Origin of the sequence: Pseudomonas argentinensis, from assembly GCF_001839655.2 — a bacterium.
Classification (GTDB): domain Bacteria; phylum Pseudomonadota; class Gammaproteobacteria; order Pseudomonadales; family Pseudomonadaceae; genus Aquipseudomonas; species Aquipseudomonas argentinensis_B.
Genome location: NZ_CP056087.1, coordinates 62,306 through 87,872 on the forward strand (window position 1 = coordinate 62,306; position 25,567 = coordinate 87,872).

Annotated in this window: 23 protein-coding genes, 1 other RNA gene and 1 pseudogene; 12 read left to right on the top strand and 13 right to left on the bottom strand. The window is 64.3% G+C overall.

The window, feature by feature from the left end:
- From SA190iCDA_RS00280 to SA190iCDA_RS00295, 4 genes are read right to left on the bottom strand one after another with little or no spacing between them, the layout of a single operon-like run.
- A complete protein-coding gene (locus SA190iCDA_RS00280) occupies positions 1–483 on the bottom strand; it encodes a DUF4442 domain-containing protein (protein ID WP_070886030.1) in 483 nt (160 codons plus the stop codon).
- Positions 480–1,670 carry a 2-octaprenyl-6-methoxyphenyl hydroxylase gene (gene ubiH / locus SA190iCDA_RS00285; RefSeq protein WP_070886029.1) on the bottom strand — a complete coding sequence of 397 codons (1,191 nt, stop codon included), beginning with the start codon at positions 1,668–1,670 and terminating at the stop codon, positions 480–482. Before ubiH ends, SA190iCDA_RS00280 begins: the two co-directional genes overlap by 4 nt.
- Before the next feature lie 4 nt (positions 1,671–1,674).
- The gene (gene pepP, locus SA190iCDA_RS00290; protein WP_070886028.1) at positions 1,675–3,009 is read right to left on the bottom strand and encodes a Xaa-Pro aminopeptidase; all 1,335 of its coding nucleotides are present in this window, start codon (positions 3,007–3,009) and stop codon (positions 1,675–1,677) included.
- A 34-nt stretch (positions 3,010–3,043) separates the two neighbouring features.
- Positions 3,044–3,598 (bottom strand): YecA family protein, encoded by a 555-nt coding sequence (locus SA190iCDA_RS00295; RefSeq protein WP_070886027.1) that lies wholly within the window; start codon positions 3,596–3,598, stop codon positions 3,044–3,046.
- Positions 3,599–3,742: 144 nt separating this feature from the next.
- On the opposite strand from SA190iCDA_RS00295, the gene SA190iCDA_RS00300 reads away from it, so the two are divergent.
- The 5 genes from SA190iCDA_RS00300 (at position 3,743) to SA190iCDA_RS00320 (ending at position 5,844) form a co-directional block, all read left to right on the top strand.
- Positions 3,743–3,952 (top strand): TIGR02449 family protein, encoded by a 210-nt coding sequence (locus tag SA190iCDA_RS00300; protein ID WP_013789617.1) that lies wholly within the window; start codon positions 3,743–3,745, stop codon positions 3,950–3,952.
- Entirely contained in the window at positions 3,949–4,263 is a 315-nt protein-coding gene (locus SA190iCDA_RS00305; protein ID WP_070886026.1) for a cell division protein ZapA, read from the top strand. The genes SA190iCDA_RS00300 and SA190iCDA_RS00305 overlap by 4 nt, the downstream gene beginning before the upstream one ends.
- Before the next feature lie 33 nt (positions 4,264–4,296).
- Positions 4,297–4,476, top strand: a non-coding RNA gene (ssrS, locus tag SA190iCDA_RS00310) — 6S RNA.
- A 111-nt stretch (positions 4,477–4,587) separates the two neighbouring features.
- On the top strand, positions 4,588–5,184 hold the full coding sequence (locus SA190iCDA_RS00315) for a 5-formyltetrahydrofolate cyclo-ligase (protein WP_070886025.1): 597 nt from the start codon (positions 4,588–4,590) through the stop codon (positions 5,182–5,184).
- A 210-nt stretch (positions 5,185–5,394) separates the two neighbouring features.
- On the top strand, positions 5,395–5,844 hold the full coding sequence (locus SA190iCDA_RS00320) for an EVE domain-containing protein (protein ID WP_070886024.1): 450 nt from the start codon (positions 5,395–5,397) through the stop codon (positions 5,842–5,844).
- Here the strand turns inward: SA190iCDA_RS00320 and SA190iCDA_RS00325 are convergent, their stop codons facing one another.
- A complete protein-coding gene (locus SA190iCDA_RS00325; protein WP_070886023.1) occupies positions 5,845–6,264 on the bottom strand; it encodes a flagellar basal body-associated protein FliL in 420 nt (139 codons plus the stop codon).
- A 150-nt stretch (positions 6,265–6,414) separates the two neighbouring features.
- Here SA190iCDA_RS00325 and SA190iCDA_RS00330 point away from each other — a divergent pair, with 150 nt between their 5' ends.
- Positions 6,415–7,395: an NADPH:quinone oxidoreductase family protein gene (locus SA190iCDA_RS00330; RefSeq protein ID WP_070886022.1), complete on the top strand. Its 981-nt coding sequence runs from the start codon at positions 6,415–6,417 to the stop codon at positions 7,393–7,395.
- A gap of 53 nt (positions 7,396–7,448) precedes the next feature.
- Here SA190iCDA_RS00330 and SA190iCDA_RS00335 read toward each other — a convergent pair whose 3' ends face one another.
- From SA190iCDA_RS00335 to trxA, 4 genes are all read right to left on the bottom strand, one after another.
- Positions 7,449–8,417 (bottom strand): CDP-6-deoxy-delta-3,4-glucoseen reductase, encoded by a 969-nt coding sequence (locus SA190iCDA_RS00335; protein ID WP_070886021.1) that lies wholly within the window; start codon positions 8,415–8,417, stop codon positions 7,449–7,451.
- Positions 8,417–9,883, bottom strand: a complete 1,467-nt coding sequence (ubiD, locus tag SA190iCDA_RS00340) for a 4-hydroxy-3-polyprenylbenzoate decarboxylase (protein ID WP_070886020.1) — start codon at positions 9,881–9,883, stop codon at positions 8,417–8,419. Before ubiD ends, SA190iCDA_RS00335 begins: the two co-directional genes overlap by 1 nt.
- 193 nt (positions 9,884–10,076) lie before the next feature.
- Positions 10,077–11,336, bottom strand: a complete 1,260-nt coding sequence (gene rho, locus SA190iCDA_RS00345) for a transcription termination factor Rho (RefSeq protein WP_013789609.1) — start codon at positions 11,334–11,336, stop codon at positions 10,077–10,079.
- A gap of 240 nt (positions 11,337–11,576) precedes the next feature.
- Positions 11,577–11,903, bottom strand: a complete 327-nt coding sequence (trxA, locus tag SA190iCDA_RS00350; protein WP_013789608.1) for a thioredoxin TrxA — start codon at positions 11,901–11,903, stop codon at positions 11,577–11,579.
- A 253-nt stretch (positions 11,904–12,156) separates the two neighbouring features.
- Between trxA and ppx the strand changes: the two genes are divergently transcribed.
- On the top strand, positions 12,157–13,662 hold the full coding sequence (gene ppx / locus SA190iCDA_RS00355; protein ID WP_070886019.1) for an exopolyphosphatase: 1,506 nt from the start codon (positions 12,157–12,159) through the stop codon (positions 13,660–13,662).
- A 14-nt stretch (positions 13,663–13,676) separates the two neighbouring features.
- Here the strand turns inward: ppx and SA190iCDA_RS00360 are convergent, their stop codons facing one another.
- The gene (locus SA190iCDA_RS00360) at positions 13,677–13,967 is read right to left on the bottom strand and encodes a DUF2218 domain-containing protein (RefSeq protein WP_070886018.1); all 291 of its coding nucleotides are present in this window, start codon (positions 13,965–13,967) and stop codon (positions 13,677–13,679) included.
- Between the two features lie 76 nt (positions 13,968–14,043).
- Positions 14,044–16,266 carry a TonB-dependent siderophore receptor gene (locus tag SA190iCDA_RS00365; protein ID WP_070886017.1) on the bottom strand — a complete coding sequence of 741 codons (2,223 nt, stop codon included), beginning with the start codon at positions 16,264–16,266 and terminating at the stop codon, positions 14,044–14,046.
- 346 nt (positions 16,267–16,612) lie between these two features.
- Here SA190iCDA_RS00365 and SA190iCDA_RS00370 point away from each other — a divergent pair, with 346 nt between their 5' ends.
- The 5 genes from SA190iCDA_RS00370 (at position 16,613) to SA190iCDA_RS00390 (ending at position 24,843) form a co-directional block, all read left to right on the top strand.
- Positions 16,613–17,584 carry a helix-turn-helix transcriptional regulator gene (locus SA190iCDA_RS00370; protein ID WP_070886016.1) on the top strand — a complete coding sequence of 324 codons (972 nt, stop codon included), beginning with the start codon at positions 16,613–16,615 and terminating at the stop codon, positions 17,582–17,584.
- Between the two features lie 96 nt (positions 17,585–17,680).
- Complete coding sequence (locus SA190iCDA_RS00375; RefSeq protein ID WP_419203825.1) at positions 17,681–19,432, top strand: potassium/proton antiporter; 1,752 nt, start codon at positions 17,681–17,683, stop codon at positions 19,430–19,432.
- Positions 19,433–19,568: 136 nt separating this feature from the next.
- Positions 19,569–22,916, top strand: coding sequence for a mechanosensitive channel MscK (gene mscK / locus SA190iCDA_RS00380; RefSeq protein ID WP_236100966.1), 3,348 nt, complete (start codon positions 19,569–19,571; stop codon positions 22,914–22,916).
- A complete protein-coding gene (selO, locus tag SA190iCDA_RS00385; protein ID WP_070886013.1) occupies positions 22,913–24,376 on the top strand; it encodes a protein adenylyltransferase SelO in 1,464 nt (487 codons plus the stop codon). Before mscK ends, selO begins: the two co-directional genes overlap by 4 nt.
- Before the next feature lie 47 nt (positions 24,377–24,423).
- Complete coding sequence (locus tag SA190iCDA_RS00390) at positions 24,424–24,843, top strand: GFA family protein (protein WP_070886198.1); 420 nt, start codon at positions 24,424–24,426, stop codon at positions 24,841–24,843.
- Positions 24,844–24,960: 117 nt separating this feature from the next.
- Here SA190iCDA_RS00390 and SA190iCDA_RS00395 read toward each other — a convergent pair whose 3' ends face one another.
- Both SA190iCDA_RS00395 and SA190iCDA_RS00400 read right to left on the bottom strand, forming a co-directional pair.
- Positions 24,961–25,278 carry a CcdB family protein gene (locus tag SA190iCDA_RS00395; protein WP_070886012.1) on the bottom strand — a complete coding sequence of 106 codons (318 nt, stop codon included), beginning with the start codon at positions 25,276–25,278 and terminating at the stop codon, positions 24,961–24,963.
- A pseudogene (locus SA190iCDA_RS00400) lies at positions 25,278–25,519 on the bottom strand (type II toxin-antitoxin system CcdA family antitoxin). The gene SA190iCDA_RS00395 and the pseudogene SA190iCDA_RS00400 overlap by 1 nt, the downstream one beginning before the upstream one ends.
- Positions 25,520–25,567: the final 48 nt, after the last annotated feature.

Consider the following 25,567-nt stretch of genomic DNA (forward strand, 5'->3'; position numbering starts at 1 on the left):
TCAGGCTGCCTGTCCCAGGCGCGGCTTGAGCCGCACGTAAAGCGTCTTGTTGACCCGCGCCACCGGGGCGCCGCTGCCATCACGCACCTCGACCGGCAACTCGGGCAGGTACTTGTCGCCGCCAGCGGTGCGCTCGCGTACCTGATCGATGAAGGCCTGGTCGATGGCGAAGGAGGCGAATGCCGGGCCGTGGCCGGGCGCGATGAAATCGATGCTGGCGGTCTTGTCCCAGACCACGTAATCGCGGCCGAGGTTCTCCATCAGCATCAACAGGTAGAAGGGATCGTTCATCGAATACAGGCTGCCGCCGAACTGGGTACCCACGTAATTACGGTTGTAAGAGCGCAGCGCCATCCGTACCTCGACCTGGCGAAAGCCCGGGGCAATGCGGCATATCCACACACCAGCGCCCAGGTAGGGCCGGAAGCGGTTCATGATCCAGCGCAGCACACGGGCCTTGCGCGCCAGCTGGCGCGCAGTCATTGCGGGTTACCGCGGCTACCCATGCCCATGGCCTGCCGGGCGAACCAGCGCTTGGCCGGCGGCAGCAGTTCCAAGCCGAGCAGGCCCAGGTTGCGGCCGGCGGCGAGCAGCGGCTGATCGGTGCTGAACAGCCGGGTGACCTGGTCGGAAAACGCCACGGTACGCGCCTGATCACCGGCCTGGATGCCGGCGTAGCGCTTCAACGTGGCCAGATCGCCCAGCGGCGCGCTGCTGGTCAGCAGCGTATCGGCCAGGGCCCGCACGTCACGCAGCGACAGGTTGAAGCCCTGCCCGGCAATCGGGTGCAGGCTGTGGGCGGCATTGCCGAGCACCACCAGGTTGGCGCGCACCTGCTCGGCGGCCTCGATCAGCACCAGCGGGTAAGGCACCCGCGCACCGACCTGGCGCAGGGCCCCAAGGCGGTAGCCGAAGGCATGCTGCAGCTCGGCCAGGAAGGTACGCTCGTCGAGCTTGAGCAGCCGCTCGATCTGGCGGCTGGGGTGCGTCCACACCAGCGCGCAGCGGTTGTCGGAAAGCGGCAGCAGCGCCAGCGGGCCGGACTCGGTAAAGCGCTCGAACGCCTCGCCGCCATGGGCCCGTTCCGGGGTGATATTGGCGATCAGGGCGGTCTGGTCGTACGGCCGCTGGTTGACGGCGATGCCCAACTGCTCGCGCAGCGACGAACGCCCGCCATCGGCAAGAATGGCCAGCGAACAGTCGATCAGAGTTTCGTCGTCCAGGGTCAGGCGATAGCCCTCGGCGGTGGGCTCCATGCGTTCGACCTGGGCCGGGCAGCGCCATTGGATCACCTCGGCGTCCAGCGCCTGCCACAGGCAGTGACCGAGCCAGGCGTTTTCCACCACGTAGCCCAGCGCCGGCACGTTTTCCTGATCGGCACTTAGCCGGGCGGCCGCAAAGCGGCCTCGATCGGAAACGTGAATGCGTTCGATGGCGGTGGCCTGCTCGGCGATGGCGGGCCACAGGCCAAGGCCCTCGTAGATCAGCCGCGAGCCGTAGGACAGCGCCGTGGAGCGGGCGTCGTAACTGGGCTGGTAGCCGTCGCCGGGGGCGAACGGCTCGATCAGCGCGATGCGCCAGCCGCGCCTGCGCGCCTCGCCCTGCAGGGCCAGCGCCAGGCTGGCGCCGACCAGCCCGCCACCGATGATCGCCACATCCACGCGCAGCATGGCCTCAGGCTACCTGAGCGCGGGCGGCAGCCATCAGGGCCTCGATCTCGTCGACGGCCTTGGGCACGTCGTTGGTGAGAATCTCGCAGCCGCTCTTGGTCACCACCACGTCATCCTCGATGCGTACGCCGATGCCGCGCCATTTCTTGGCGACGTTCTGGTTATCCACCGCGATGTAGATGCCCGGCTCGACGGTCATCGCCATGCCCACTTCGAGTACGCGCCATTCGCCGCCGACCTTGTATTCGCCGACATCGTGCACGTCCATGCCCAGCCAGTGCCCGGCGCGGTGCATGTAGAAGGGCTTGTAGGCCTCGGCGGCGATCAGCTCGTCGACATCGCCCTGCAGCAGGCCCAGCTCCACCAGGCCCCTGGTAATGACCCGCACCGTGGCCTCGTGGGCCTCGTTCCAGTGGCGGCCCGGGGCGATGAACTTGAAGGCTTCCCTGTTCGCGGCCAGCACGATCTCGTAGATGGCCTTCTGCTCGGGCGAGAATTTGCCGCTGACCGGGAAGGTGCGGGTGATGTCGCTGGCGTAGCAGTCGATCTCGCAACCGGCGTCGATCAGCACCAGGTCGCCATCCTTGAGCAGCGCGTCGTTCTCGCGGTAATGCAGGATGCAGGCGTTCCTGCCGGCGGCGACGATGGAGCCGTAGGCCGGCATCTTCGCGCCGCCCTTGCGGAATTCGTAATCCAGTTCGGCTTCCAGGTGGTACTCGTAGAGCCCGGCACGGCTGGCCTGCATGGCCTTGATATGGGCACGGGCGGAAATCTGCGCCGCTTCGCGCATCACTTTCACCTCACCGGCCGACTTGTACAGGCGCAGGTCGTGCAGGAAATGGTTCAGCGCAACGAATTCCTTGGGCGGCGAGGCGCCCTGACGGGCCTTGGAGCGGATCACGTTGACCCACTCCATCAGGTGCCGGTCGAACTCGGGGTTGGTGCCCACGGCGTAGTAAACGCGCTCACGCCCCTCGATCAGGCCCGGCAGGATGTCGTCGATATCGCCGATGGGAAAGGCATCATCCGCGCCGTACTGGCTGATCGCCCCCTCCTGGCCGGCGCGCAGGCCGTCCCACAGTTCGCGCTCGGGATCACGCTCGCGACAGAAGAGCACATACTCGCCATGCTCGCGGCCGGGGATCAGGGCGATCACCGCCTCGGGCTCGGGAAAGCCGGATAGGTACTGGAAGTCGCTGTCCTGGCGGTAGATATGCTCGACGTCGCGGTTGCGAATGAACACCGGCGCCGCCGGCAGGATGGCGATGCTGTTGGGTTCCATCTGCGCCATCAGCGCCTTGCGACGGCGGGCGTATTCCGCTTTGGAGATGCTGGTCATGGGCAGGCTCGATTCCGGTCGGTGAAGGGCGCGATCAGTGCAGCGAAGGCTTGGGCGCCGGAGCAGCCGGCTTGGCGCACTCGCTGAACAGCAGCAGCGGCGCGACGCGCAGGTACTCCATGACCTCCATGTAATCGTTCTCGCCGTCCTCGGATTCGTCCAGCGCGTTCTGCACCTGGGCGATAGCGGACAAATCCTGCAGCACTTCCATGGCTTCGGCGCTCAGCGCGGCATCGCCGACGGTCAGCCCGAAACCGCCGAGAAAGCCCTGGCACCACTGGCCCAGCGCCGCGGCGCGCTCGGCCAGCGGCGCGTCGTCGGAGGGCAGCAGCAGGACCACGGTGACGTCGTCACCGGTCAGCTCGCCGCGCACCATTTCCTGCAGGCCGATCAGCGCCTGGCGCACGTTTTCAGGCGCCTCGACGCCGAGCAGCTCGGTGGCGTCGACCAGCCAGGGGTCGGCTTCGAAGCCCGCGCCGGCACAGCTACGGCCCAGCAACAGGCCATGCAGTTCGGCAGGCGAAACGGAGGAACCACCACTGGCGAGCAGGGCAGCGAATGCAGCGTAGGGAGAACTGGAAGTCGGCATCGATCACTAGGCGCCAGGGGGCGCAATCACTAGAATGGAGGCTTTCTATCCTAGCATCGGCAGGCGCGCCAAGACCATCGGCCGGTTTGCACTGGCGAGCCGCTGGATCTATACACTGCGCACATTCTGCCAAAGCGAGAGCCAATGGAAGACGCCGACCTACACGCCCTGACGGCGAAGCTGGAATTGCTGATCCAGCGCGTCGAGCGACTCAAGGCACAAAATCGCCTCTTGCTGGAAAGCGAGCAGGCGTGGCGCGAAGAACGCGCTCATCTGATCGAAAAGAACGAAATGGCTCGGCACAAGGTCGAATCGATGATTTCGCGCCTCAAAGCCCTGGAGCAGGACTCATGACCCAATCGAATACCGTTACCGTTCAGATTCTGGACAAAGAATACTGCATCGCCTGCCCCGCCGATGAGCGTAGCAACCTGCAGAACGCTGCCCGCTACCTGGACGGCAAGATGCGGGAGATCCGCAGCGGCGGCAAGGTCATCGGCGCCGACCGGGTCGCGGTGATGGCCGCCCTGAACATCACCCACGATCTGCTGCACAAGCAACAGCACCTCGACAAGCAGGCCACGGTCACCCGCGATCACGTGCGCGACCTGCTCGGCCGGGTCGACCATGCCCTGCAGGACGACAACGATGGCCGCGGCGCCTGACCAACGGTCGACCTTTTTTGTTATACTGGCCGCAGCTCCCTGGAGTGTGCGCCAGTTGGTTGATGTCCCTGAGCCGATACGCACAACCCCGGGGGTTGTCAGTTGAGGCCGGTGTGCATGTCCGCTTGACGGAAAGCCTTAAGGTTTCCTGCAACCTCCACCTTGAACTTTCGGGTTCAAGGGCTAAATCGACAGCGGCATGCTGGGGAGTCATAAAATTGCAGCCCGCTGCTGGCCCAGGCCAGCAGCGGGCTTTTTATTGGCTGCATGCCGGCCAGCGCTGCAGAATACAGGGCTCAGCAAGAAGAGACGAAGGATCGGCCGATGATCGAAGCCAGCAACCTGACCCGCGCCCAGCTGCGCCGCGCGCTGCGCAAAACCCGTCGTGAGCTGCCAAGGGCTGCGCAACGCCAGGCGGCCGTGGCGCTGTATCGCCAACTGGCCCAGCATCCCATCTTCCGCCGTGCGCGTAGCGTCGCCCTGTACCTGGCCAATGATGGTGAGATCGACCCGCACCTGCTGTTCAAAGCCGCCCATGCGCGCGGCAAGCAGGTGTACCTGCCGGTACTGAAATCCTGGCCGCGCACCAGCATGGTGTTCCAACGTCTCGATGTGCACGAAAAACTGGCGGCCAATCGCTTCGGTATTCCCGAACCGCGCCGCCACGCCAAGCGCCAGCGCAAGATCTGGACCCTGGACCTGATTCTCTTGCCCCTGGTGGGCTTCGATCAGCACGGCGGTCGGCTCGGTATGGGCGGCGGCTTCTACGATCGCAGCCTGGCCTATCGCGCACGGCGCAAAAATTGGCACAAACCGACACTGCTCGGACTGGCCCACCGCTGCCAGCAGGTGGGCAGACTGGCCATGGCCAGCTGGGACGTACCGCTGGATGCCACCGTGACCGATGGCGGCTGGTACTAGCGCCGCCGCGTCAACGCCCGGCTCGAATGTCCTCGGCAGGCGGTTTATTCTGCTGCCACAGGCTTTGCGTATAGCCCGTGGTCACCATGCCAAGGCTGAATATCAGCACTAGCATCCACAGCAAATCAGGCTTGCGCCGCATACCTCCACCTCCAACCGAATGACCCGTCACGCAGCCCCTGCAGCGCACCGACTCCGAGAGCAAAGTTCATGCCCTTTTGGCTGATGAAATCCGAACCCGACGAACTGTCCATCCATGACCTGCAGCGCCTGGGCAAGACCCGCTGGGATGGCGTGCGCAATTACCAGGCGCGCAACTTCATCCGCAGCATGCAGGCCGGCGATCAGTTCCTGTTCTATCACTCCAGCTGCCCGCAGCCTGGCGTGGCCGGCATCGCCCATATCGAAAGCGAGCCCTACCCGGATCCCGCCGCGCTGGACCCACAAAGTCATTACTTCGACGCCAAGGCCAGCGCCGACAAGAACCCGTGGACGGCCATCGACGTGAGCTTCGTGGAGGCGTTCAGGCAGGTCATCCCCCTAGCCGAACTGAAGGCGCAAACGGCGCTGGCAGACCTGGCACTGGTGCACAAAGGCAGTCGCCTGTCGGTGATGCCGGTTACCGAAGCGCAGTGGACGGCGATCCTGCTGCTGAAGTGATCAGCCCTGCAGGATCAGGTTGTTGAACAGCAGGTCCTCGACCAGCGGCTGGCCTTCCTCCTCGGTCAGCACCTGCTGCACCTGCTTGAGGGCTTCCTGGCGCAGTTTTTCCTTGGCATCCGGGGTGGCCAGATTCTCTTCGGTCTGCTGGGAAAACAGCATCACCAGCTGATTGCGGATCAGCGGCTCATGGTGAGTGACCTTGGCCTCGGCGTCGGCACCGGTGACGCGCAATGCCACGTCGGCCTTGTAGTACTTGAGCTTGGGCCCGGCACCAAAGTTGCCGACCAGCGCAGGCGTCAGGCTGTGGTAGATCACCTGGGGCACGGCGCCCTCACCTTCGCCTTCCTTCTTTTCTTCGTTGGCGAACGCCGGGATCGACAGTGCGCAGGCAAGCAGAAGCGTGATGAGGGTTTTCACGGGGGCAATCTCCATTGGGTCGCTGGCAAGCATAGCAACGCGCGGCGCAGACCCCAATGCTTATGGCGGGTTATCAGACGGGGCCATGCTCGTTGACCGGCCATCCGCCCCACCTAAACTGCAGGCCTACTCCGCTCGAGGTATACCGCGATGAAAGCACTGCTCTGCAAAGCCTTCGGCCCCGCCGCAACGCTGGTACTGGAGGATGTCGACAGCCCCCGCCTGAAAGGCAACGAGGTGCTGATCGAGGTGCAGGCCGCCGGGGTGAATTTCCCGGACACGCTGATCATCGAAGGCAAGTACCAGTTCAAACCGCCCTTCCCGTTCTCGCCCGGCGGCGAAGTCGCCGGCGTCGTCAGCGCCGTGGGCGACAAGGTCGTCCACCTGAAGACGGGCGACCGGGTGATGGCCCTGACGGGCTGGGGCGGCTTCGCCGAGCAGGTCGCCGCGCCGGCCTACAACGTGCTGCCGGTGCCCGAGAGCATGGAGCTGAACATCGCCGCCGCATTCGGCATGACCTACGGCACCTCGATGCATGCACTGCACCAGCGCGCCAACCTGCAGCCCGGCGAAACCTTGCTGGTGCTCGGCGCAGCGGGCGGCGTGGGCCTGGCGGCGGTAGAAATCGGCAAGGCCATGGGCGCCCGGGTGATCGCCGCCGCCAGCAGCGCCGAAAAGCTGGAAGTGGCGCGCACTGCCGGCGCCGACGCGCTGATCAACTACAGCGAGCAAAGCCTCAAGGACGAGGTGAAAAGACTCACCAATGGTCAGGGCGTCGACGTGATCTACGATCCAGTCGGTGGGCCGCTGTTCGAGGAGGCGTTTCGCTGCATGGCCTGGAACGGCCGTTTCCTGGTCGTCGGCTTCGCCGCTGGCGGCGGCATTCCGGCGCTGCCGGCCAACCTGCCGCTGCTCAAGGGCGCCGCCCTGGTCGGCGTGTTCTGGGGCTCGTTCGCCGGGCGCCAACCGGCAGACAATGCCGACAACTTCCGCCAGCTGTTCGCCTGGCATGCCGAGGGCAAGCTCAAGCCGCTGGTATCGCAGACCTTCCCGCTGGAGCGTGGTGGCGAGGCAATCGCTGCCCTCGGCCAGCGCAAGGCCGTCGGCAAGCTGGTGGTGACCGTTCGCTGACGAGGGCGCGCCAACGCCTGAAAACAGCAAGCCGCCCGAGGGCGGCTTTTCGTTCAACCCCGCGGCGCGTAGGCGAATACGTCGGCACGCATCTGGTGGGCGTCCATCCCCGCGCCCACCAGCGCATCCAGCGTTGCATAGACCATGCTCGGTGAACCGCTGGCGTAGACGTGCAGCGCACGCAGCTCCGCGAAGTCTTCACGAACGGCCTCGTGCAACAGGCCGCAGCGGCCCTGCCAACCGCACTGGTCGCTGACCACCCGATGCAGAGACAGGTTGGGAAGCGCCTGCCACTCGTCCCAATGGGGCAATTGGTAGAAGTCTTCAGGACGCCGCGCGCCCCAGTACAGATGCACCGGGTGCTGGAAACCCCGCGAGCGGCATTCCTCGATCAGGCTGTGCATCTGCGCCATGCCGGTACCCGCGGCGATCAGCACCAAGGGCCCGTCTGGCAGCTCGGCCAGGTGGGCATCGCCGAACGGCAGCTGCACACGCGCCGTGCCCTGCTCGCGCAGCTGCTGCAGCAGGTTTAGCGCACTCGCTTCGCGCCCCAGAATGTGCAGCTCTAGATCACGGCCCTGCTGCGGTGCCGAGGCCAGGGAAAAGGCCGACTTCTCGCCATCCTGACGCTCGATTAGCAGGTACTGGCCGGCGTGGTAGCGTGGCGGCTTGCCGGCCGGCGCACGCAGCAGCACACGCCACACGTCGCCACCGGCCTCGATGCAATCCAGCACTTGGCAACCCAGGCTGCGCACCGGCAGTTCGCCGGGCAGCAGCACGCCGTCCCAGTGCAGCACGCAGTCTTCCAGCGGCTCGGCGATGCAGGTGTACAGCTCGCCATGGTCCAGCTCGGCGCCGTTCTGGCGCACGCGGCCCTCCACCAGCAGCGCGGCGCAGACATGGCAATTGCCGTTGCGACAGCTTTGCGGACAGCTGTAGCCCAGGCGTCGGGCGGCATCCAGGATGGCCTCGCCGGCGTCGACATCGAGCACTGCGCCGGAGGGTTGCAGGGTGACCTTCATCAATCGATTCCCAACTCGCTCCAGATTTCATCGACCCGCCTGGTGACCGCTTCGTCCTTGACGATGGCGCGGCCCCACTCGCGACTGGTCTCCCCCGGCCACTTGTGTGTGGCATCCAGGCCCATCTTCGAGCCCAGGCCGGAGATCGGCGAGGCGAAATCCAGGTAGTCGATCGGCGTATTCTCGATCATCACCGTGTCGCGCTTGGGATCCATGCGCGTGGTGATGGCCCAGATCACGTCGTTCCAGTCGCGGGCATCGATGTCGTCATCGGTGACGATAACGAACTTGGTGTACATGAACTGTCGCAGGAACGACCACACACCGAGCATCACGCGCTTGGCGTGGCCCGGGTACTGCTTCTTCATGGTCACCACCGCCATGCGGTAGGAACAGCCTTCCGGCGGCAGGTAGAAGTCGGTGATCTCGGGGAACTGCTTCTGCAGAATCGGCACGAACACTTCGTTCAGCGCCACCCCGAGAATCGCCGGTTCATCTGGTGGCCGGCCGGTGTAGGTGCTGTGGTAGATCGGCTCGCGACGGCGGGTGATGCGCTCGACGGTGAACACCGGGAAGGTGTCGACCTCGTTGTAGTAACCGGTATGGTCGCCATAGGGGCCTTCCGGCGCAGTCTCGCCGGGGTGGATCACGCCCTCGAGGACGATCTCGGCACTGGCCGGCACCTGCAGGTCGCTGCCGATGGCCTTGACCAGCTCGGTGCGATGGCCGCGCAACAGACCGGCGAAGGCGTATTCGGAGAGGGTATCGGGTACCGGCGTGACGGCACCAAGGATGGTCGCCGGGTCCGCGCCCAGGGCCACGCACACCGGATAGGGTTTGCCCGGATGTTTCTGGCACCATTCGCGATAATCCAGCGCACCGCCGCGGTGGCTGAGCCAGCGCATGATCACCTTGTTGCGGCCGATCACCTGCTGACGGTAGATACCGAGGTTCTGGCGCTCCTTGTTGGGCCCCTTGGTGATGGTCAGGCCCCAGGTGATCAGCGGCGCCACGTCGCCCGGCCAGCAATGCTGGATCGGCAATTTGGCCAGATCGACATCGTCGCCCTCCTCGATTACTTCATGGCAGGGCGCATCCTTGAGCACCTTGGGCGCCATGCTGATGACCTTCTTGAAGATCGGCAGCTTGTTCCAGGCATCCTTGAGGCCCTTCGGCGGCTCGGGCTCCTTGAGAAAGGCCAGCAGCTTGCCGATTTCGCGCAGCTCGGAAACGTCCTCGGCGCCCATGCCCAGCGCCACGCGCTTGGGCGTGCCGAACAGATTGCCGAGTACCGGAACGCTGTGGCCGGTGGGGTTCTCGAACAGCAGTGCCGGGCCGCCCTTGCGCAGGGTACGGTCGCACACTTCGGTCATTTCCAGGATCGGCGATACCGGCGCCGTGATGCGCTTGAGCTCGCCGCGCGCTTCCAGGCCGCGGATAAAGTCGCGCAGATCGCGATACTGCATGCTGGAACCTCACTCGAATCGGGGCGCAAAGTTTAGCGCCGAAGTCGGACTTGCAGAACAATGTCGATACTACAGACAAACAAAAGCCGGGTTTCCCCGGCTTTTTGTGCCACCAGTAAGTGCTGGATCCTAGCGAACGAAGGTCAGGCGAGCCGGTTTTCAACGGCACTTGGCATTCGCGCGGCAGATCCGCTTACTTGCGCTTCATGGACATGAAGAACTCGTCGTTGGTCTTGGTAGCCTTGAGCTTGTCGATCAGGAACTCGATGGCGGCGATTTCGTCCATCGGGTGCAGCAACTTGCGCAGGATCCACATGCGCTGCAGTTCGTCTTCGGCGGTCAGCAACTCTTCGCGGCGGGTACCGGCGCGGTTGATGTTGATGGCCGGAAATACGCGTTTTTCGGCAATACGACGATCCAGGGGCAGCTCCATGTTGCCGGTACCCTTGAATTCTTCGTAGATCACTTCGTCCATCTTCGAGCCGGTTTCCACCAGCGCGGTGGCGATGATGGTCAGCGAGCCGCCTTCCTCGATGTTACGCGCGGCGCCGAAGAAGCGTTTCGGCTTCTCCAGGGCATGGGCGTCGACACCACCGGTCAGCACCTTGCCGGAGCTCGGGATCACGGTGTTGTAGGCGCGGGCCAGACGGGTGATGGAGTCGAGCAGGATGACCACGTCCTTCTTGTGCTCGACCAGGCGCTTGGCCTTCTCGATGACCATCTCGGCAACCTGCACGTGGCGGGTCGGCGGCTCGTCGAAGGTGGAGGCAACCACTTCGCCGCGCACGGTGCGCTGCATCTCGGTCACTTCTTCCGGGCGCTCGTCGATCAGCAGAACGATCAGGTGGCACTCGGGGTTGTTACGGGTGATGTTCGAGGCGATGTTCTGCAGCATGATGGTCTTGCCCGCTTTCGGCGGGGCGACGATCAGGCCGCGCTGGCCCTTGCCGATCGGCGCGCAGAGGTCGATCACGCGGCCGGTGATGTCCTCGGTGGAGCCATTGCCAGCTTCCATGGTCAGGCGCTGGTTCGGGAACAGGGGCGTCAGGTTCTCGAACAGGATCTTGTTTTTGGCGTTTTCCGGACGGTCGAAGTTGATGCTGTCGACCTTGAGCAGGGCGAAGTAACGCTCGCCTTCCTTCGGCGGGCGGATCTTGCCGACGATGGTGTCACCGGTACGCAGGTTGAAGCGGCGGATCTGGCTCGGCGAGACGTAGATGTCATCGGGGCCGGCGAGATAGGAAGCGTCTGCGCTGCGCAAGAAGCCGAAGCCGTCCTGGAGGATCTCCAGCACGCCGTCACCGGAAATTTCTTCACCGCCTTTGGCGTGTTTTTTCAACAGCGAGAAGATCACGTCCTGCTTGCGCGAGCGGGCCATGTTCTCGATGCCCATCTGCTCGGCCATTTCCAGCAGTTCGGTAATCGGCTTTTGCTTGAGTTCAGTCAGATTCATATAGGAATGACGTATTTATAAGAGGAGGGAATGGTAAGCATTGAGCTTGAGAGGCCGCACCGCGAGGAGGCGACAGGCGCCCGCTTTATTGTCGAATGTTCGATTAGGAATGCGTCGGCAGCGGCGTGCAGGGGGTCACTTAGGAAAAGCGACGGCCCCGAATGTAACATCGGCTTTGCGAAGGCGTCTAGCCTTCAGGCAGAAAAAAGCCCCGTTGTCTACGGGGCTTTTCGGCGACGCTTACAGGTTGGCGTCGATGAAGGCAGCCAGCTGCGACTTGGACAGGGCGCCGACCTTGGTGGCTTCGACGCTGCCGTTCTTGAACAGCATCAGGGTCGGGATGCCGCGCACGCCATACTTGGGCGGCGTGTCCTGGTTTTCGTCGATGTTCAGTTTGCAGACCTTCAGCTTGCCCTGGTACTCCTTGGAGATTTCATCCAGCACCGGGGCGATCATCTTGCACGGGCCGCACCACTCGGCCCAGTAGTCGACCAGTACCGGCCCGTCTGCCTGGATGACGTCCTGGTCGAAGCTGGCATCGCTTACATTGGTGATGAATTCACTCATGGGAAGTCTCCGTGTTGGCACGCATAACGATAAAAGTGGCGGCCATGATAGCCCGGCTCGCGTGACACAGGAAGGCGCCCGCCATTGAGCTTAGCCATAGAGGCTATCGATACGGCCAATGGGCGAGGCCGCGCAGATTGCGTAAGGGAGGCGGCCCGATGGCAGCTGGCGCAGTGCCTGCGCGCGCGTATCCGTTGGCGTGCGCGGCCTATCGTGGCACGATGGCGGGGTTCTGCATCGAGATTGACTGATCATGCCGCAAACCCATTCCGAGTCCTTTCCCCTGGTCGCCGCCATCGACCTGGGCTCCAACAGCTTTCACATGGTGTTGGCCAAGGCCGACCATGGCGAGATCCGTATCCTCGAACGGCTCGGTGACAAGGTACAGCTGGCGGCGGGCATCGACGAACAGCGCCAGCTCAGCGAAGAGGCCATGCAACGCGGCCTCGATTGCCTGAGCCGCTTCGCCCAACTGACCAACAGCCTGCCCCAGGGCGCGGTGCGCATCGTCGGCACCAACGCCCTGCGCGAGGCGCGCAACCGCGCCGAATTCATCCGCCGTGCCGAGGCGCTGTTGGGTCACCAGGTGGAAGTCATCTCCGGGCGCGAGGAAGCGCGCCTCATCTATCTGGGCGTCTCCCATTCGATCGCCGATACCCCGGGTAAGCGCCTGGTCGCCGATATCGGCGGCGGCAGTACCGAATTCATCATCGGCCAGCGCTTCGAGCCGTTGCTGCGCGAAAGCCTGCAGATGGGCTGCGTCAGCTACACGCAGCGTTATTTCAAGGATGGCAAGATCACCCCGGCTCGCTACGCCCAGGCCTATACGGCGGCGCGTCTGGAGATCATGGGCATCGAACACGGTCTGACCCGCCTCGGCTGGCAGGACGCGGTGGGCGCCTCGGGCACCATCAAGGCCATCGGCCTGGCGATCCAGTCCGCGGGGCTGAGCAACAACGGCGAAGTCACCGCCGAAGGCCTGGCCTGGCTCAAGCGCAAGGCGTTCAAGTGCGGCGATGTCGAGCGCCTTGACCTCGATGGTCTGAAACCCGACCGCCGGCCGATCTTCCCGGCCGGGCTGGCGATTCTGGAAGCCATCTTCGACGCCTGCGAACTGAACCGCATGAGCCACTCCGAAGGCGCATTGCGCGAAGGCGTGCTCTACGACCTGCTCGGCCGTCATCAACACGAAGACGTGCGCGAGCGCACCCTGTCGGCGTTCATGGAGCGCTACCATGTCGACCAGGAACAGGCGGCGCGGGTGGAAGCCAAGGCGCTGTCGGCCCTGGACAAGGTCGCCAAGGATTGGGAGCTGACCGACGACTGGCACCGCGAACTGCTCAGCTGGGCTGCCAAGGTGCACGAAGTCGGCCTGGACATCGCCCACTATCAGTACCACAAGCACGGCGCCTACCTGATCGAGCACTCCGACCTGGCCGGCTTCTCGCGCCAGGATCAGCAGATGCTCGCCCTGCTGGTGCGTGGCCACCGCCGCAACATCCCCCGGGAAAAGCTCACCGAGTTCGGCGCCGAGGGCGTCAAGCTGGTGCGCCTGTGCGTACTGCTGCGCTTCGCCATCCTGTTCCACCACATTCGTGGCAGCCAGAACATGCCCAGCGTGCGCCTGAAGGTCGGCCCGTCCAGCCTGGCCATCGAGTTTCCCCAGGGCTGGCTGGCGGCCAACCCGCTGACCCAGGCGGATTTCGAAAGCGAAGCCGAATGGCTCAAGCGCATCGACATGACCCTGACCGTCAGCTGACGGGGGCGCCTGGATCAGGCGCCTGAGGGCTCCCACTCGATAACCAGACCTTCCTGGCGGGCGAACCGTGGCAGGTGATCGTCGAGCACCGCGCGGATGCGCGCCGCGGCGCCTTCATCCGGCGCCTCGCAGGCGAAACGTAGCCCCTGCGCATCGGCGTACATCCGGCACAGCCCGAACGGAAAATCGGCTCTGGCCTGGTGCTCATCGAACTCGACAGCGATCTTGTGACGAAAATGCTTGCACAGCTTGGTCATGTACAGCGTGGCCGAAGCGGTGGCCACGGCGCCTTGAAATCGCATCATGCAGGGCTCTCACGGTCTGGTTTCTTATGGGGGGCGCAATGGGCGGCGCGGGCGACGTCCTCCTGCGCCGCCTGGCTCAGAAGGCGTAGCTCAGGCTGGTGTAGAAGGTCCGCCCCGGCTCGTTGTAGGTGTAGGCGCCCGCCTGTACGGCATTGCCTTCGCGGTACAGGCGCTTGTCGAAAAGGTTGTTGACGCCTGCGCCGACGCTCCAGCCGTCGCCCAGCCGATAACTGCCGCCGAGCCCGGCCAGGGCATAGGGTGATATCTCCCGGCGCGCGTCGCCGCTCAGCAGGTTGCCCTGGTAGTCGTACTTGCCGGGGGTCTGCCGGCCGTACCAGGTTACCGTCGCCTGCAGGACCAGGGGCTCGCTGACCTGCCAGTCGAGCGTCGAGTTGACGGTGAACTCGGGAATGATCGACAGCGGCTCGCCGGTTTGCTTGTTGGTCGACTGCAGCATGTAGGTGAAATTGGTGCTCCAGTCCAGCGCCGGGCCGAGCGGCACCTTGAGGGTGCCTTCCAGGCCCTCGACGACCGCCCGGGGCACGTTTTCCCAGCGGAAGATGTCGGCGTTGGCATAGCCGGCGTTGCTTCCGCCGGTGGCGCTGCCGACCGCCGTTCTGCCGGCCTCGATCTTGTTGCGGTAGTCGTTGCGGAACCAGGTGATACCGGCCACCCAGCCATCACGCTTGAACTCGATGCCCAGCTCCTTGTTGATGCTGGTTTCGGCGTCCAGGCTGTCGTTGCCCTGCAGGTAGCAGCTGCCGCCGGCGCCCCAGCAGCCCTGCCCGCGGCTGTAGAGCAGGTAATTGGGGTTGAGCTGGAACAGGTTGGGGGCCTTGTAGGCGCGGGCGATACCCGCCTTGACCACCAGTTCGTCCGTAAGCTCGTGGGACAGGTTGAGCGACGGGCTCCAGTTGCCGCCCACCACGCTGTGACGGTCGAAACGCAGGCCCGGCGTCAGGGTGGTGCCTGGCCGTAGTTCGATGTTGTCCTCGATGAACACCGAGGCGATGCGCGCCGACGAATCGGTGGGTCGCGAGCTGCCACTGATGCCCGGCACCGAGCCCGCTTCGCTGGTGGTCTGGGTGTTGGAGAACGGGTCATCCATGCGCTGCTCGCTCCACTCGGCGCCGAGCGTCAGCACCTGCTCCAGCGCACCGGAAAGCGGCAGGCTGACCTCGCTATGGGCGGTGGTGCTCTGCAGCTCGATGGTGCCGAACAGGCTGCCGTTGATATTACCTTCCGGCCCGCCGGCCAGGCCTTCCTGCAAGCGACGGTTGCGGGTCTTCTCGTACTGCAGGTAGTTCAGGGTGGTGCCGAATGCCCAGTCACCGTGGTGGGTGATGGCGTAGTTCTCGCGGTAGACCACGTTGGTTTCCCGGCCCAGCCAGGGCGAACGGAAGCCGGCCAGCGCCGCCGAGGCGCTGTTGTTCATGCTGTCGCCGGCGTAGATGTTGCCCTGGCGGCTGAAACCGGCCTCGAGATCGAGGCTCTGCTGGTCGTTCAGGCGCCAGGACAAGAGGCTGTTGATGTCCTTGTTGCGCACGCCTTCGCGGCCCGCTGTGGAACGCGCGGTCGGGTCGATGGTATGGCCGCTGTTGATGTCCTCGTCGTCGGCATCGGTCTTGTTCAGGTTGCCATAGACGCGGTACGACAGGTTCTCCGCCAGCGGCCCGCTGAGGCCGAAGTTGAAGCGCCGCGTGGTGCCCTCCTCGCTGTGTTGCGGCGCGTTGGCGTACAGGCTGAGGTTGCCGTGGTGCTCGAGGTCGGCCTGCCTGGTGATGATGTTGATCACCCCGCCTGCCGCGCCGTTGCCATAACGCGCCGCCGCCGGGCCGCGCAGCACCTCGATGCGCTCGACCTGCTCGGCCGGCACCCAGTTGGTGTCGCCGCGGCTGTCACGGTCACCGCGCCAGCCATAGCGCACCGCGTTGCGCGAACTGATCGGTTTGCCGTCGACCAGGATCAGGGTGTTTTCCGGGCCCATGCCGCGGATGTCGATCTGCCGGTTGTTGCCACGCGCACCGGAGCCGCTGTTGCCGGTCAGGTTGACGCCGGGCTGCTTGCGGATGATATCGGCCAGGTCATTGGCCGGCGGCGCCTTGCGGATGTCCTCGGCACTGATCAGCGAAACCCCTGGCGCCTGCTTGAGCTCCTCCTGGGCCGTGGCCATGACCCGGGTCTCCTCCAGCTCGACGGCCTGATCGACCGGCTCCTGAGCCAGCGCAACCGATCCGCCCGCCAGCAGCATCGCCAGTGCCAGACGATTGAGCGCCCAAACCCCGTGACCTGTGTTCATCAACTGCCTCCTCCCCAAGATAAATACGCAACCGATTCGTATTTGCATGGGGAGATTTTCCCATGGCAAAACAGCCAAAAGGTTTGCGCAAACAACGATGATGTTTGCGCCAGATCAACCCGTCAGGCATTTACGCTTAGGAATCATTTGCATTTAAGCTTCTGGCAGCGTTAGGCTTCCCGGGCGTTTCCGATCAGGGTGCAGGCGAATCCATCCATGGTTCGCGGCCGGCACCTGGCCCGCCACAAGCGGGTACTCGGACTCGCGCCAGCCCTCCTTCATCCGGCTGCTACCGCGCGCCGAATCAGCCCAGGTCAGCCGTCATGCCAGCCGCGAGGCCTCGATCATGAACACCGTCCTCCATCCGCAGGAACTGATCCGCCAGATCGGTCCTGAGCTGGGCCCGCAGTTGCGCCTGCTCGACAGCGAATCCTCACAGGCCAACCTGTTTCGCGGCAAGTTGCGCTGGCTGCACCTGCGCTCGGGCCTGTCGCTGCATTGCAGCGACTGCCATGAGCTGAGCACCTTCAGCACGCAGCTGCAGATCGAGCCGCGCCTGAACTTCGTGCTGTTTCTCGACGGCCACAGCGACGTGCGCTACGACGACCGCGCGGCACGCTTCGGCAGCGAGCGCGGGCGGGGTGAAGGCATCGCGGTGGCGCTGGCCGAACCGGTGCTGTTCTCCCGCCAGGCGCGGCGCGGTAGCCATATCCGCAAGCTGGTGATCAGCCTGTCGCCGCAGTGGTTGGACGCCGGCGGCCTGGACGGCCAGAACCAATGTGCGGCGATCGAACGCTTCAGCCGCCAGCACCTGGCCATGCTGCGCTGGCAACCCTCGGCGCGGCTGCGCACCCTGGCTGAGCAGATTCTCAACCCGCCGGGCTATAACCCGCTGCTGGAAAACCTCTACCTGGAAAGCCGCAGCCTGGAAATCACCGGCGAGGCCCTGGCGATGATCAGCCAGCAAGGCACGCAGCCGTTGCAGGGCCTGCGCCCCCACGAACACCAGCGCATCCGCCGCGTGCTGGAACTGCTCGACAGTGGCCAGGCCGACCAGTGGAACACCGACGCCATCGCCCGCGAAGCCGGCATCAACATCAACAGCCTGCAACGCCAGTTTCAGGCCAGCCAGGGCATGACGCTGTTCGAGTACCAGCGCGTGCGCAAGCTCAAACAGGCTCGCGAAGCCCTCGAACGCGACGGTATCAGCGTGACCGAAGCCGCCTGGCGGGCGGGCTATGGCAGTGCGGCCAACTTCGCAACGGCGTTCAAGCGCCAGTTCGGCCTGACGCCCAGGCAGGTGCGCTCGCTGCTGTAGTTCCCCCCTGGTAACGCCGCGCAACGAGCTATTTTTGACAGCTTCAATAACCATCAGGATAGAATCCGGGCTGGCCTTAAAACCTTACCAAGAGTGATGACGTTGGATAGCACCACAGTTAACAGCCTGTTTCTGATTGGCGCCTTAATGGTGGGTGCAAGCATCGCCGTCAGCTCTCTCTCCACACGCCTTGGTGTACCCATTCTGGTCATTTTCCTTGGCGTGGGCATGCTGGCAGGTGTGGATGGTATCGGCGGCATCGCTTTCAATGATTATTCGCTCGCCTACTTGATCAGCAACCTGGCCCTGGCCGTGATCCTGCTCGACGGCGGCATGCGCACCCGCAAGGCGACCTTCCGGGTGGCGCTGTGGCCGGCACTCTCGCTGGCCACCGTCGGCGTAGCCATCACCGCCGGGCTTACCGGCCTGGCGGCGGCCTGGCTGTTCAACCTGACGATTCTCGAGGGTTTGCTGATCGGCGCCATCGTCGGCTCAACCGACGCCGCCGTGGTGTTCAATCTGCTCAACGGTAAGGACCTCAACGAACGCGTCGGCTCTACCCTGGAAATCGAGTCAGGCAGCAACGACCCGATGGCGATGTTCCTGACCGTCTCGCTGATTGCCATGCTGGCCAGCGGGCAGACCAGCTTCAGCTGGTCGCTATTGACCGATCTGGCCTGGCAGTTCGGGGTCGGCATCGCCCTGGGCGCCGCCGGCGGCTGGCTGCTGCTGCAGTTGATCAATCGCCTGACCATCGCCGACGGTCTGTACCCACTGCTGGCGGTCAGCGGGGGTATCTTCATCTATGCGCTATCCGGCACCCTGGGCGGCAGCGGCATTCTCGCCGTCTATGTCTGTGGGCTGCTGATGGGCAACCAGCCCATCCAGAACCGCAACGGCATCCTGCACATGTTCGATGGCCTGGCCTGGCTGAGCCAGATCGGCATGTTCCTGGTGCTTGGCCTGCTGCTCACCCCCAGCGAGCTGCTGCCCATCGCCGTACCGGCGCTGGCATTGTCGCTGTGGATGATCCTCTTCGCACGACCGCTGTCAGTGTTCATCGGGCTGCTGCCGTTCAAGATGTTCCACCTGCGCGAGCGGCTCTTCATCTCGTGGATCGGCCTGCGCGGCGCCGTGCCGGTGATTCTCGCGGTATTCCCGCTGATGGCCGGCCTGGACAATGCCCAGCTGTTCTTCAATGTCGCCTTCTTCATCGTGCTGGTTTCCCTGCTCGTGCAGGGTACCTCGCTGGGCTGGGCGGCACGCAAGGCCAAGGTGGAGATCCCGCCATCGCCCTCACCGATTTCCCGTAGCGGCCTGATGATTCACCGCACCAGCCAGTGGGAAATGTTCATCTACCGCCTGGGGGCCGAAAAATGGTGCATCGGCGCGCCGCTGCGGGAACTGAACATGCCCAAGGATACCCGGGTCGCCGCGCTGTTTCGCAACAACGAGCTGCTGCACCCCTCCGGCAGCACCAAGCTGGAAGCTGGCGACCTGCTGTGCGTCATCGGCCATGAGCACGACCTGCCCGCGCTGGGCAAGCTGTTTATCCAGCCGCCGAAGAAATCCCAGGACCTGCGCTTCTTTGGCGACTTCGTGCTCGAAGGCGACGCCCAGCTCGACGCGGTGGCAGCACTTTACGGGCTGCACGTGGAGCCGGAAAACGTCGGGCAATCGCTGGGGCACTTCATCAGCCACCTGATCGACGGCGAAACCGTGGTGGGCGACCAGATCGAATGGCAGGGCATGACCTGGACGGTTGCCGAGATGGACGGGAACAAGATCCGCAAGGTCGGCGTCAGATTCCCCGAAGGCGTCCGCCCGGGCCCGGGTCTGTCGTTCTGACAACCGCCCACCAGCCCGCCTGTCAGCGCCCTGCCGAGCCGGCGGGGCTGGTGGGCGGCAGCGTATGACAGATCGCCGCGCGGGACTTCTCACCAGCCTGTAGACTCAGCAGGACTCCACCCCCGCGATCATGACCATGCACTTTTTCCGTCGTTTGCTTGCCGTTTTCCTGCTGGGCCTGTGCCTGGCCAATTCGCCCGCCTGGGCCGACGCCAACCCGACCGCTGCCGACGTGCAGCGCAGCCTGGACACCCTGGCCGACCGCAAGCTGGTCGAGCCCGAGCAGAGCCTGGTGCGCCAGACGCTGGAAAAGACCCTGGATGCGCTCAAGGCCCAGGCCGATAGCCAGCAGAAGCTGGCCGCGCTGGAGAAACAGCTGGCCCAGGCGCCCCGGCAGACCCAGGACGCCCACCGCGAACTGGAAAAGCTCAAGGCCACCAAGGTGGTGCCCGTGGCCCAGCGCTACGCCACCACCAGCGTCGCCCAGCTGGAGCAGATTCTCAGCGAGCGCAGCGCCCAGCTCAGCGACTGGCAGAAGCAGCTCAACGATGCCAACACCCTGATCATCACTGCACAGACACGCCCCGAGCGTGCCCAGGCCGAGATCAGCGGCAACCAGACCCGTGCCCAGCAGATCAACACCCTGCTCAAGAACGGCCGCGAGGACGGCAAGGCGCTGAGCGCCGAGCGCGTCGCCCAGCTCAAAGCCGAGCTGGCCCAACTGAGCGCCCTGACCCAGCTGCGCCGCCAAGAGATGGCCGGCAACAGTGTGCTGCAGGACCTGGGCAGCGCCCAACGCGACCTGCTCGACGAGCGCATCAAGCGCCTGGACGTGGAGCTGCAGGACCTGCAGAACCTGATCAATGAAAAGCGCCGCGACCAGTCCGAACGTACCGTCGCCGAGCAGTCCATGGAAGCGCAGAAGGTCGGCGGCTCCGATACCCTGCTGTCACGCGAGAGCGCGCTGAACCTCAAGCTGTCCGACTACCTGCTGCGCGGCACCGACCGTCTCAACGAGTTGACCCAGCTCAACCTGCGCACCCAGCAGCAGCTCGACACCCTGAACCAGACCGACCAGGCCCTCGACGAGCAGATCAGCGTGCTGCAGGGCAGCCTGCTGCTGTCCAAGATCCTCTACAAGCAGAAGCAGGCGCTGCCCAAGCTCAAGCTCGATACCGGGCTGGCCGACGAGATCGCCGATATCCGCCTCTACCAGTTCGAGCTCAACCAGCAGCGCGAGCAGATTTCCAACCCCGGCGCCTACGTCGACAAGCAGCTGGCCGCCCAGCCGCCGGAAAGCGTGACGCCGGAACTGCGCCAATCCCTGCTGGATCTGATCGACACCCGCCGCGTGCTGCATGACCAGCTCAATCGCGAGCTCAATGCGCTGCTCAACGAATCGATCACCCTGCAGCTCAACCAGAAACAGCTGCAGGACACCGCCACGGCCCTGCGCGCCACCCTCGACGAGCAGATGTTCTGGATCCCCAGTAACAACCCGCTCAACCTCGACTGGTTCAAAGGCGCCCCAGCCCAGCTGCAGCGGCAGATTTCCGACCTGCCCTGGCTCGACAACATCAGCCAGCTCGGCGCCGGCCTGATCGAGCGTCCGCTGCTGTTCCTGCCGCTGCTGCTGGTGATGGGCCTGCTGCTGTTCAAGCGTCGCTACCTGAGCCAGAAACTCACCGACCTGCACAAGGACATCGGCCACTTCAAGCGTGACAGCCAGCTGCACACCCCGGTGGCGATTCTCCTCAACGTGCTGCTGGCCCTGCCCGGCACGCTGTTCCTGGCGCTGTGCGGCTTCGCCCTGCAGATGGACGCCCGCGGCCTGAACGTCAACCTGGGTTCGGCCTTTCTCGGCATGGCCCAGGCCTGGCTGGTGTTCTACACCGTGTACCGCATTTTCACCCCGGGCGGCGTGGCCGAGCTGCACTTCCACTGGGCCCGCGCCCATGTGGCCTACCTGCACCGGCAGATCCGCTGGCTGGGCGTGGTGGTGATGGCGCTGGTGGCAGTGGTCACCGTCGCCGAGCACCAGCCGTCGAGCCTGTCCGACGACGTCATCGGCATCGCCGTGGTACTGACCTGCTACGGCCTGATGATCTGGCTGCTGCAGAAACTGCTGCTGCGTGGCCCGGCCCGGGAGAACGCCTCGACCTTCCGCATGTTCATCGGCGTGCTGTTCAGCATGCTGCCGCTGGGCCTGTTCCTGGCGGTGTGCTTCGGCTACTACTACACCGCCCTGAAGCTCAGCGACCGGTTGATCGACACCCTCTACCTGCTGTTGATCTGGCTGGTGGTCGAGGCGGTGTTCGTGCGCGGCCTGGCGGTGGCCGCACGGCGCCTGGCCTATCAGCGCGCCACCGCGAAACGTGAAGCGCAGACCACCGAGGACAGCGAGGGCACCGAGATCCAGCTGGAGACCCCGCGCCTGGACATCGAACAGGTCAACCAGCAGTCCCTGCGCCTGATCCGCCTGACCCTGCTGGGCAGCTTCATCGCCGCCATGTACTGGGTGTGGGCCGACCTGATCTCGGTATTCGCCTACCTCGACAACATCACCCTCTACGAATACAACAGCAGTACCGTGGCCGGCAGCGCCGCCTCGCTGGTTCCGATCAGCCTGCTCGATGCCCTGTACGCGCTGATCATCGCCGCCATCACCCTGGCCCTGGGCCGCAACCTGCCGGGGCTTTTGGAAGTGCTGGTGCTGTCGCGCCTACGCCTGGCCCAGGGCAGCGCCTACGCCACCACCACGCTGCTGTCGTACGTGATCTTCGGCACCGGTATCGTGGTCACCCTGTCGACTCTGGGGGTCAGCTGGAACAAGCTGCAGTGGCTGGTCGCCGCGCTGTCGGTGGGCATTGGCTTCGGCATGCAGGAGATCTTCGCCAACTTCATCTCCGGGCTGATCATCCTCTTCGAGCGGCCCATGCGCATCGGCGACCTGGTGACCATCGGCGGCGTGACAGGCACGGTGAAACGCATTCACATCCGCGCCACCCACATCATCGACAGCGATCGCAAGGAAGTGATAGTGCCGAACAAGACGTTCGTCACCAGCCAGTTGATCAACTGGACCCTGACCGATACCGTGACCCGCATCGTGCTGACCTTCAAGGTCAACCGCGGCGCCGACCTGGAGAAGGTGCGCACCCTGCTGCTGCAGGCCGCCCAGGAAAATTCCCGGGTCATGCGCGACCCGGCACCGACCGCCCAGCTCAGCCTGTATTCGCCCGACGGCCTGACCCACGAGCTGAAGTTCTACGTCAAGGAACTGGGCGATCGCGGTACCGCAACCGATGAACTCAACCGCCGTATCGACCAGCTGTTCGCCGACAACGACATCAACCTGTCCAGTACGCCGAAGATGGACATCGTGCTCAGCCGCTCGACAGCGCCCCACGACACGCTCAAGCTCGATGACGAGCAACTGGCGAGCGCCGAGAAAACCGAGAAAAAAGACGAGGCCAAACCATGAAAACCCTCGACACCCTGACCTTCGACAATCGCTTCGCCGGCCTGGGTGATGGGTTTTCAACACATATATTGCCCGAGCCCATCGCCGAGCCGCGCCTGGTGGTGGTCAGCGACAGTGCCCTGGCCCTGCTCGACCTCGACCCGCGCGAAGCGCAGCGCGAGGTGTTCGCCGAACTGTTCTCAGGCAACCAACTGTGGAGCGACGCCGAGCCGCGCGCCATGGTCTACTCCGGGCACCAGTTCGGCGGCTACTCGCCACGCCTGGGCGATGGCCGCGGCCTGCTGCTCGGCGAAGTGCTCAACGACGCCGGCGAACACTGGGACCTGCACCTCAAGGGTGCCGGCATGACGCCCTACTCGCGCATGGGCGACGGCCGCGCCGTGCTGCGCAGCTCGATCCGCGAATTTCTCGCCAGCGAAGCGCTGCACGCGATGGGCATTCCCAGTTCGCGGGCGTTGTGCGTGACCGGCTCGAGCACGCCGGTATGGCGCGAGAAACAGGAAACCGCCGCCATGCTGGTGCGCCTGGCCCCCAGCCACGTGCGCTTCGGCCACTTCGAGTACTTCTACTACACGCGCCAGCACGAGCAGCTCAAGCAACTGGCCGATTACGTCATTGAGCATCATTACCCGGCCTGCCTGGAGCAGCCGCAGCCCTATGCCGCGCTGCTCAAGGCGGTGCTGGAACGCACCGCGGAAATGATCGCCTGGTGGCAGGCCTATGGTTTCTGCCATGGGGTGATGAACACCGACAACATGTCGATCCTCGGCATCACCTTCGACTTCGGCCCCTACGCCTTTCTCGACGACTTCGACGCCAAGCATATCTGCAACCACTCCGACGACACCGGCCGCTACAGCTTCAGCAATCAGGTGCCCATCGCCCACTGGAACCTCTCGGCCCTGGCCCAGGCGCTGACGCCCTTGGTGGACGTCGACAGCCTGCGCGCAATCCTCGACCTGTTCCTGCCGATCTACCAGGCCCACTACCACGACCTGATGCGCAAACGCCTGGGCTTCACCAGCGCCGAAGAGGGCGATGAAGAACTGATCCAGCGCCTGCTGACCCTGATGCAGGCCGGCAAGGCCACGGACTACTCGCTGTTCTTCCGCCACCTCGGCGACCAGGCCCCGGCCGAGGCGCTGAAGGTGGTGCGCAACGACTTCGTCGACCTCAACGGCTTCGACGCCTGGGGCGCCGACTACCTGGTTCGCGTTGAACGCGAAGGCTATGAACAAAGCGAACGCCAGGCGCGTATGCACGCCGTCAACCCGCTCTACGTGCTACGCAACTACCTCGCCCAAGAAGCCATCGCCGCCGCCGAAGCAGGCGACTACGACCCGGTGCGCGAACTGCACGAAGTACTGACCCGACCCTTCGAGGAACAGCCGGGCAAGCAACATTACGCACAACGGCCGCCGGACTGGGGCAAGCATCTGTCGATCAGTTGCTCGTCCTGAACACGACTGAAGCGCCGGCGAAGGCCATCAGCCCACAGGTGAACACCATGAAAGTCCACGGTAGCTGCCACTGCGAGGCCATTGCCTTCGTCGCGGAAACGGACCCGCAACTCACCAGCGTGTGCCATTGCCACGACTGCCAGAAACTCACCGGCACGGCGTTTCGGGTGTCCACGCCGGCGCTTCCCGGCACGTTTTCGCTGCTGCGCGGCACGCCCAAGGTTTACGTCAAGGTGGCAGAGAGCGGTTCGCGGCGGGCCCAGGCTTTTTGCGGCGACTGTGGCTCCCAGCTGTTCACCTACGACGCCGACAATCCAACCGCCTATGGCCTGCGCGTCGGCGTGCTGGCCGAGTCGCAGCAGCTGCGGCCGACCTGGCAGAAGTGGTGCGAGGCCGCACTGCCCTGGGTGCAGGATCTGCCGGCGCTGGAGAAGGCACCGCGCAACGACCGTCAACGCGGCAGGTAAATGATCGAGCCGTGCGGTCAGGGTGACGAGCTAAGACGGAAGTAATCCGTGGCTGGACAAGCCGAAGGCGTAACTCGTCGTCTACCGTGAACCGCTTAGCCGATTCGATTCGTCTGCTCAAATATCGGTTATGAGCAGATCAAGCGCCGCGATGATTTCATCACGCTGCGCAGCTAAATCCGCAACCATGGCTCCCAGCTGTTTGTTGGCGATACCGGCCATCTGCGGCGTCATCATCACGTAGGTCTCACCCTCAATTTCAAATCGTGCCGTGAGGGTTTTCAGCATTTTCCCCTGCAGGGTGCTCGCCGCGTAGAGCGGCACGACAACCCGCGTAGCGAGTTCCGCGAGCAAGTCGCTCTGTACATTGAGTAGCAAGGGCACGGCGGCCCTGGTGGCAGGATTGATATTTCTGCAGACGCCAAACTGCGCCATCAGAAGCTCCGCAATTCGTCGCTGAACACGCCACTGGACTCTACATGCTCATTGTAAGCAGTGATGGCCTGACGGTTGTCTGCCAACCATTGCTCAGCTGCTTTTCCCTTAGCGCCTGAGCCAATGCTTTCTCCAGCGTGGCAGAGAGGTTGATGTCGAGAGACTTGGCCCTGTTGAGCAGATCCTCGTTGACGCGAAGGTTGGCAGCTCGTTTCGGGGCATTCAGACCGTACGAAGGCATGAGAATTTCCTTGCCGGATAATGCGCACAATTTATGCGCAAAAATCTC

Bases quoted from the DNA above. Each gene is read 5' to 3' on its own strand.
- SA190iCDA_RS00305 (WP_070886026.1), top strand. From the start codon at position 3,949: ATGACCCAATCGAATACCGTTACCGTTCAGATTCTGGACAAAGAATAC.
- SA190iCDA_RS00300 (WP_013789617.1), top strand. From the start codon at position 3,743: ATGGAAGACGCCGACCTACACGCCCTGACGGCGAAGCTGGAATTGCTG.
- SA190iCDA_RS00375 (WP_419203825.1), top strand. From the start codon at position 17,681: ATGACGTTGGATAGCACCACAGTTAACAGCCTGTTTCTGATTGGCGCC.
- SA190iCDA_RS00295 (WP_070886027.1), bottom strand. From the start codon at position 3,598: ATGCCGACTTCCAGTTCTCCCTACGCTGCATTCGCTGCCCTGCTCGCC.
- ppx (WP_070886019.1), top strand. From the start codon at position 12,157: ATGCCGCAAACCCATTCCGAGTCCTTTCCCCTGGTCGCCGCCATCGAC.
- SA190iCDA_RS00280 (WP_070886030.1), bottom strand. From the start codon at position 483: ATGACTGCGCGCCAGCTGGCGCGCAAGGCCCGTGTGCTGCGCTGGATC.
- SA190iCDA_RS00360 (WP_070886018.1), bottom strand. From the start codon at position 13,967: ATGATGCGATTTCAAGGCGCCGTGGCCACCGCTTCGGCCACGCTGTAC.
- SA190iCDA_RS00320 (WP_070886024.1), top strand. From the start codon at position 5,395: ATGCCCTTTTGGCTGATGAAATCCGAACCCGACGAACTGTCCATCCAT.
- trxA (WP_013789608.1), bottom strand. From the start codon at position 11,903: ATGAGTGAATTCATCACCAATGTAAGCGATGCCAGCTTCGACCAGGAC.
- rho (WP_013789609.1), bottom strand. From the start codon at position 11,336: ATGAATCTGACTGAACTCAAGCAAAAGCCGATTACCGAACTGCTGGAA.
- SA190iCDA_RS00365 (WP_070886017.1), bottom strand. From the start codon at position 16,266: ATGAACACAGGTCACGGGGTTTGGGCGCTCAATCGTCTGGCACTGGCG.
- ubiD (WP_070886020.1), bottom strand. From the start codon at position 9,883: ATGCAGTATCGCGATCTGCGCGACTTTATCCGCGGCCTGGAAGCGCGC.
- SA190iCDA_RS00395 (WP_070886012.1), bottom strand. From the start codon at position 25,278: ATGGCGCAGTTTGGCGTCTGCAGAAATATCAATCCTGCCACCAGGGCC.
- selO (WP_070886013.1), top strand. From the start codon at position 22,913: ATGAAAACCCTCGACACCCTGACCTTCGACAATCGCTTCGCCGGCCTG.
- mscK (WP_236100966.1), top strand. From the start codon at position 19,569: ATGCACTTTTTCCGTCGTTTGCTTGCCGTTTTCCTGCTGGGCCTGTGC.
- SA190iCDA_RS00330 (WP_070886022.1), top strand. From the start codon at position 6,415: ATGAAAGCACTGCTCTGCAAAGCCTTCGGCCCCGCCGCAACGCTGGTA.
- SA190iCDA_RS00335 (WP_070886021.1), bottom strand. From the start codon at position 8,417: ATGAAGGTCACCCTGCAACCCTCCGGCGCAGTGCTCGATGTCGACGCC.
- SA190iCDA_RS00315 (WP_070886025.1), top strand. From the start codon at position 4,588: ATGATCGAAGCCAGCAACCTGACCCGCGCCCAGCTGCGCCGCGCGCTG.
- pepP (WP_070886028.1), bottom strand. From the start codon at position 3,009: ATGACCAGCATCTCCAAAGCGGAATACGCCCGCCGTCGCAAGGCGCTG.
- ubiH (WP_070886029.1), bottom strand. From the start codon at position 1,670: ATGCTGCGCGTGGATGTGGCGATCATCGGTGGCGGGCTGGTCGGCGCC.
- SA190iCDA_RS00370 (WP_070886016.1), top strand. From the start codon at position 16,613: ATGAACACCGTCCTCCATCCGCAGGAACTGATCCGCCAGATCGGTCCT.
- SA190iCDA_RS00390 (WP_070886198.1), top strand. From the start codon at position 24,424: ATGAAAGTCCACGGTAGCTGCCACTGCGAGGCCATTGCCTTCGTCGCG.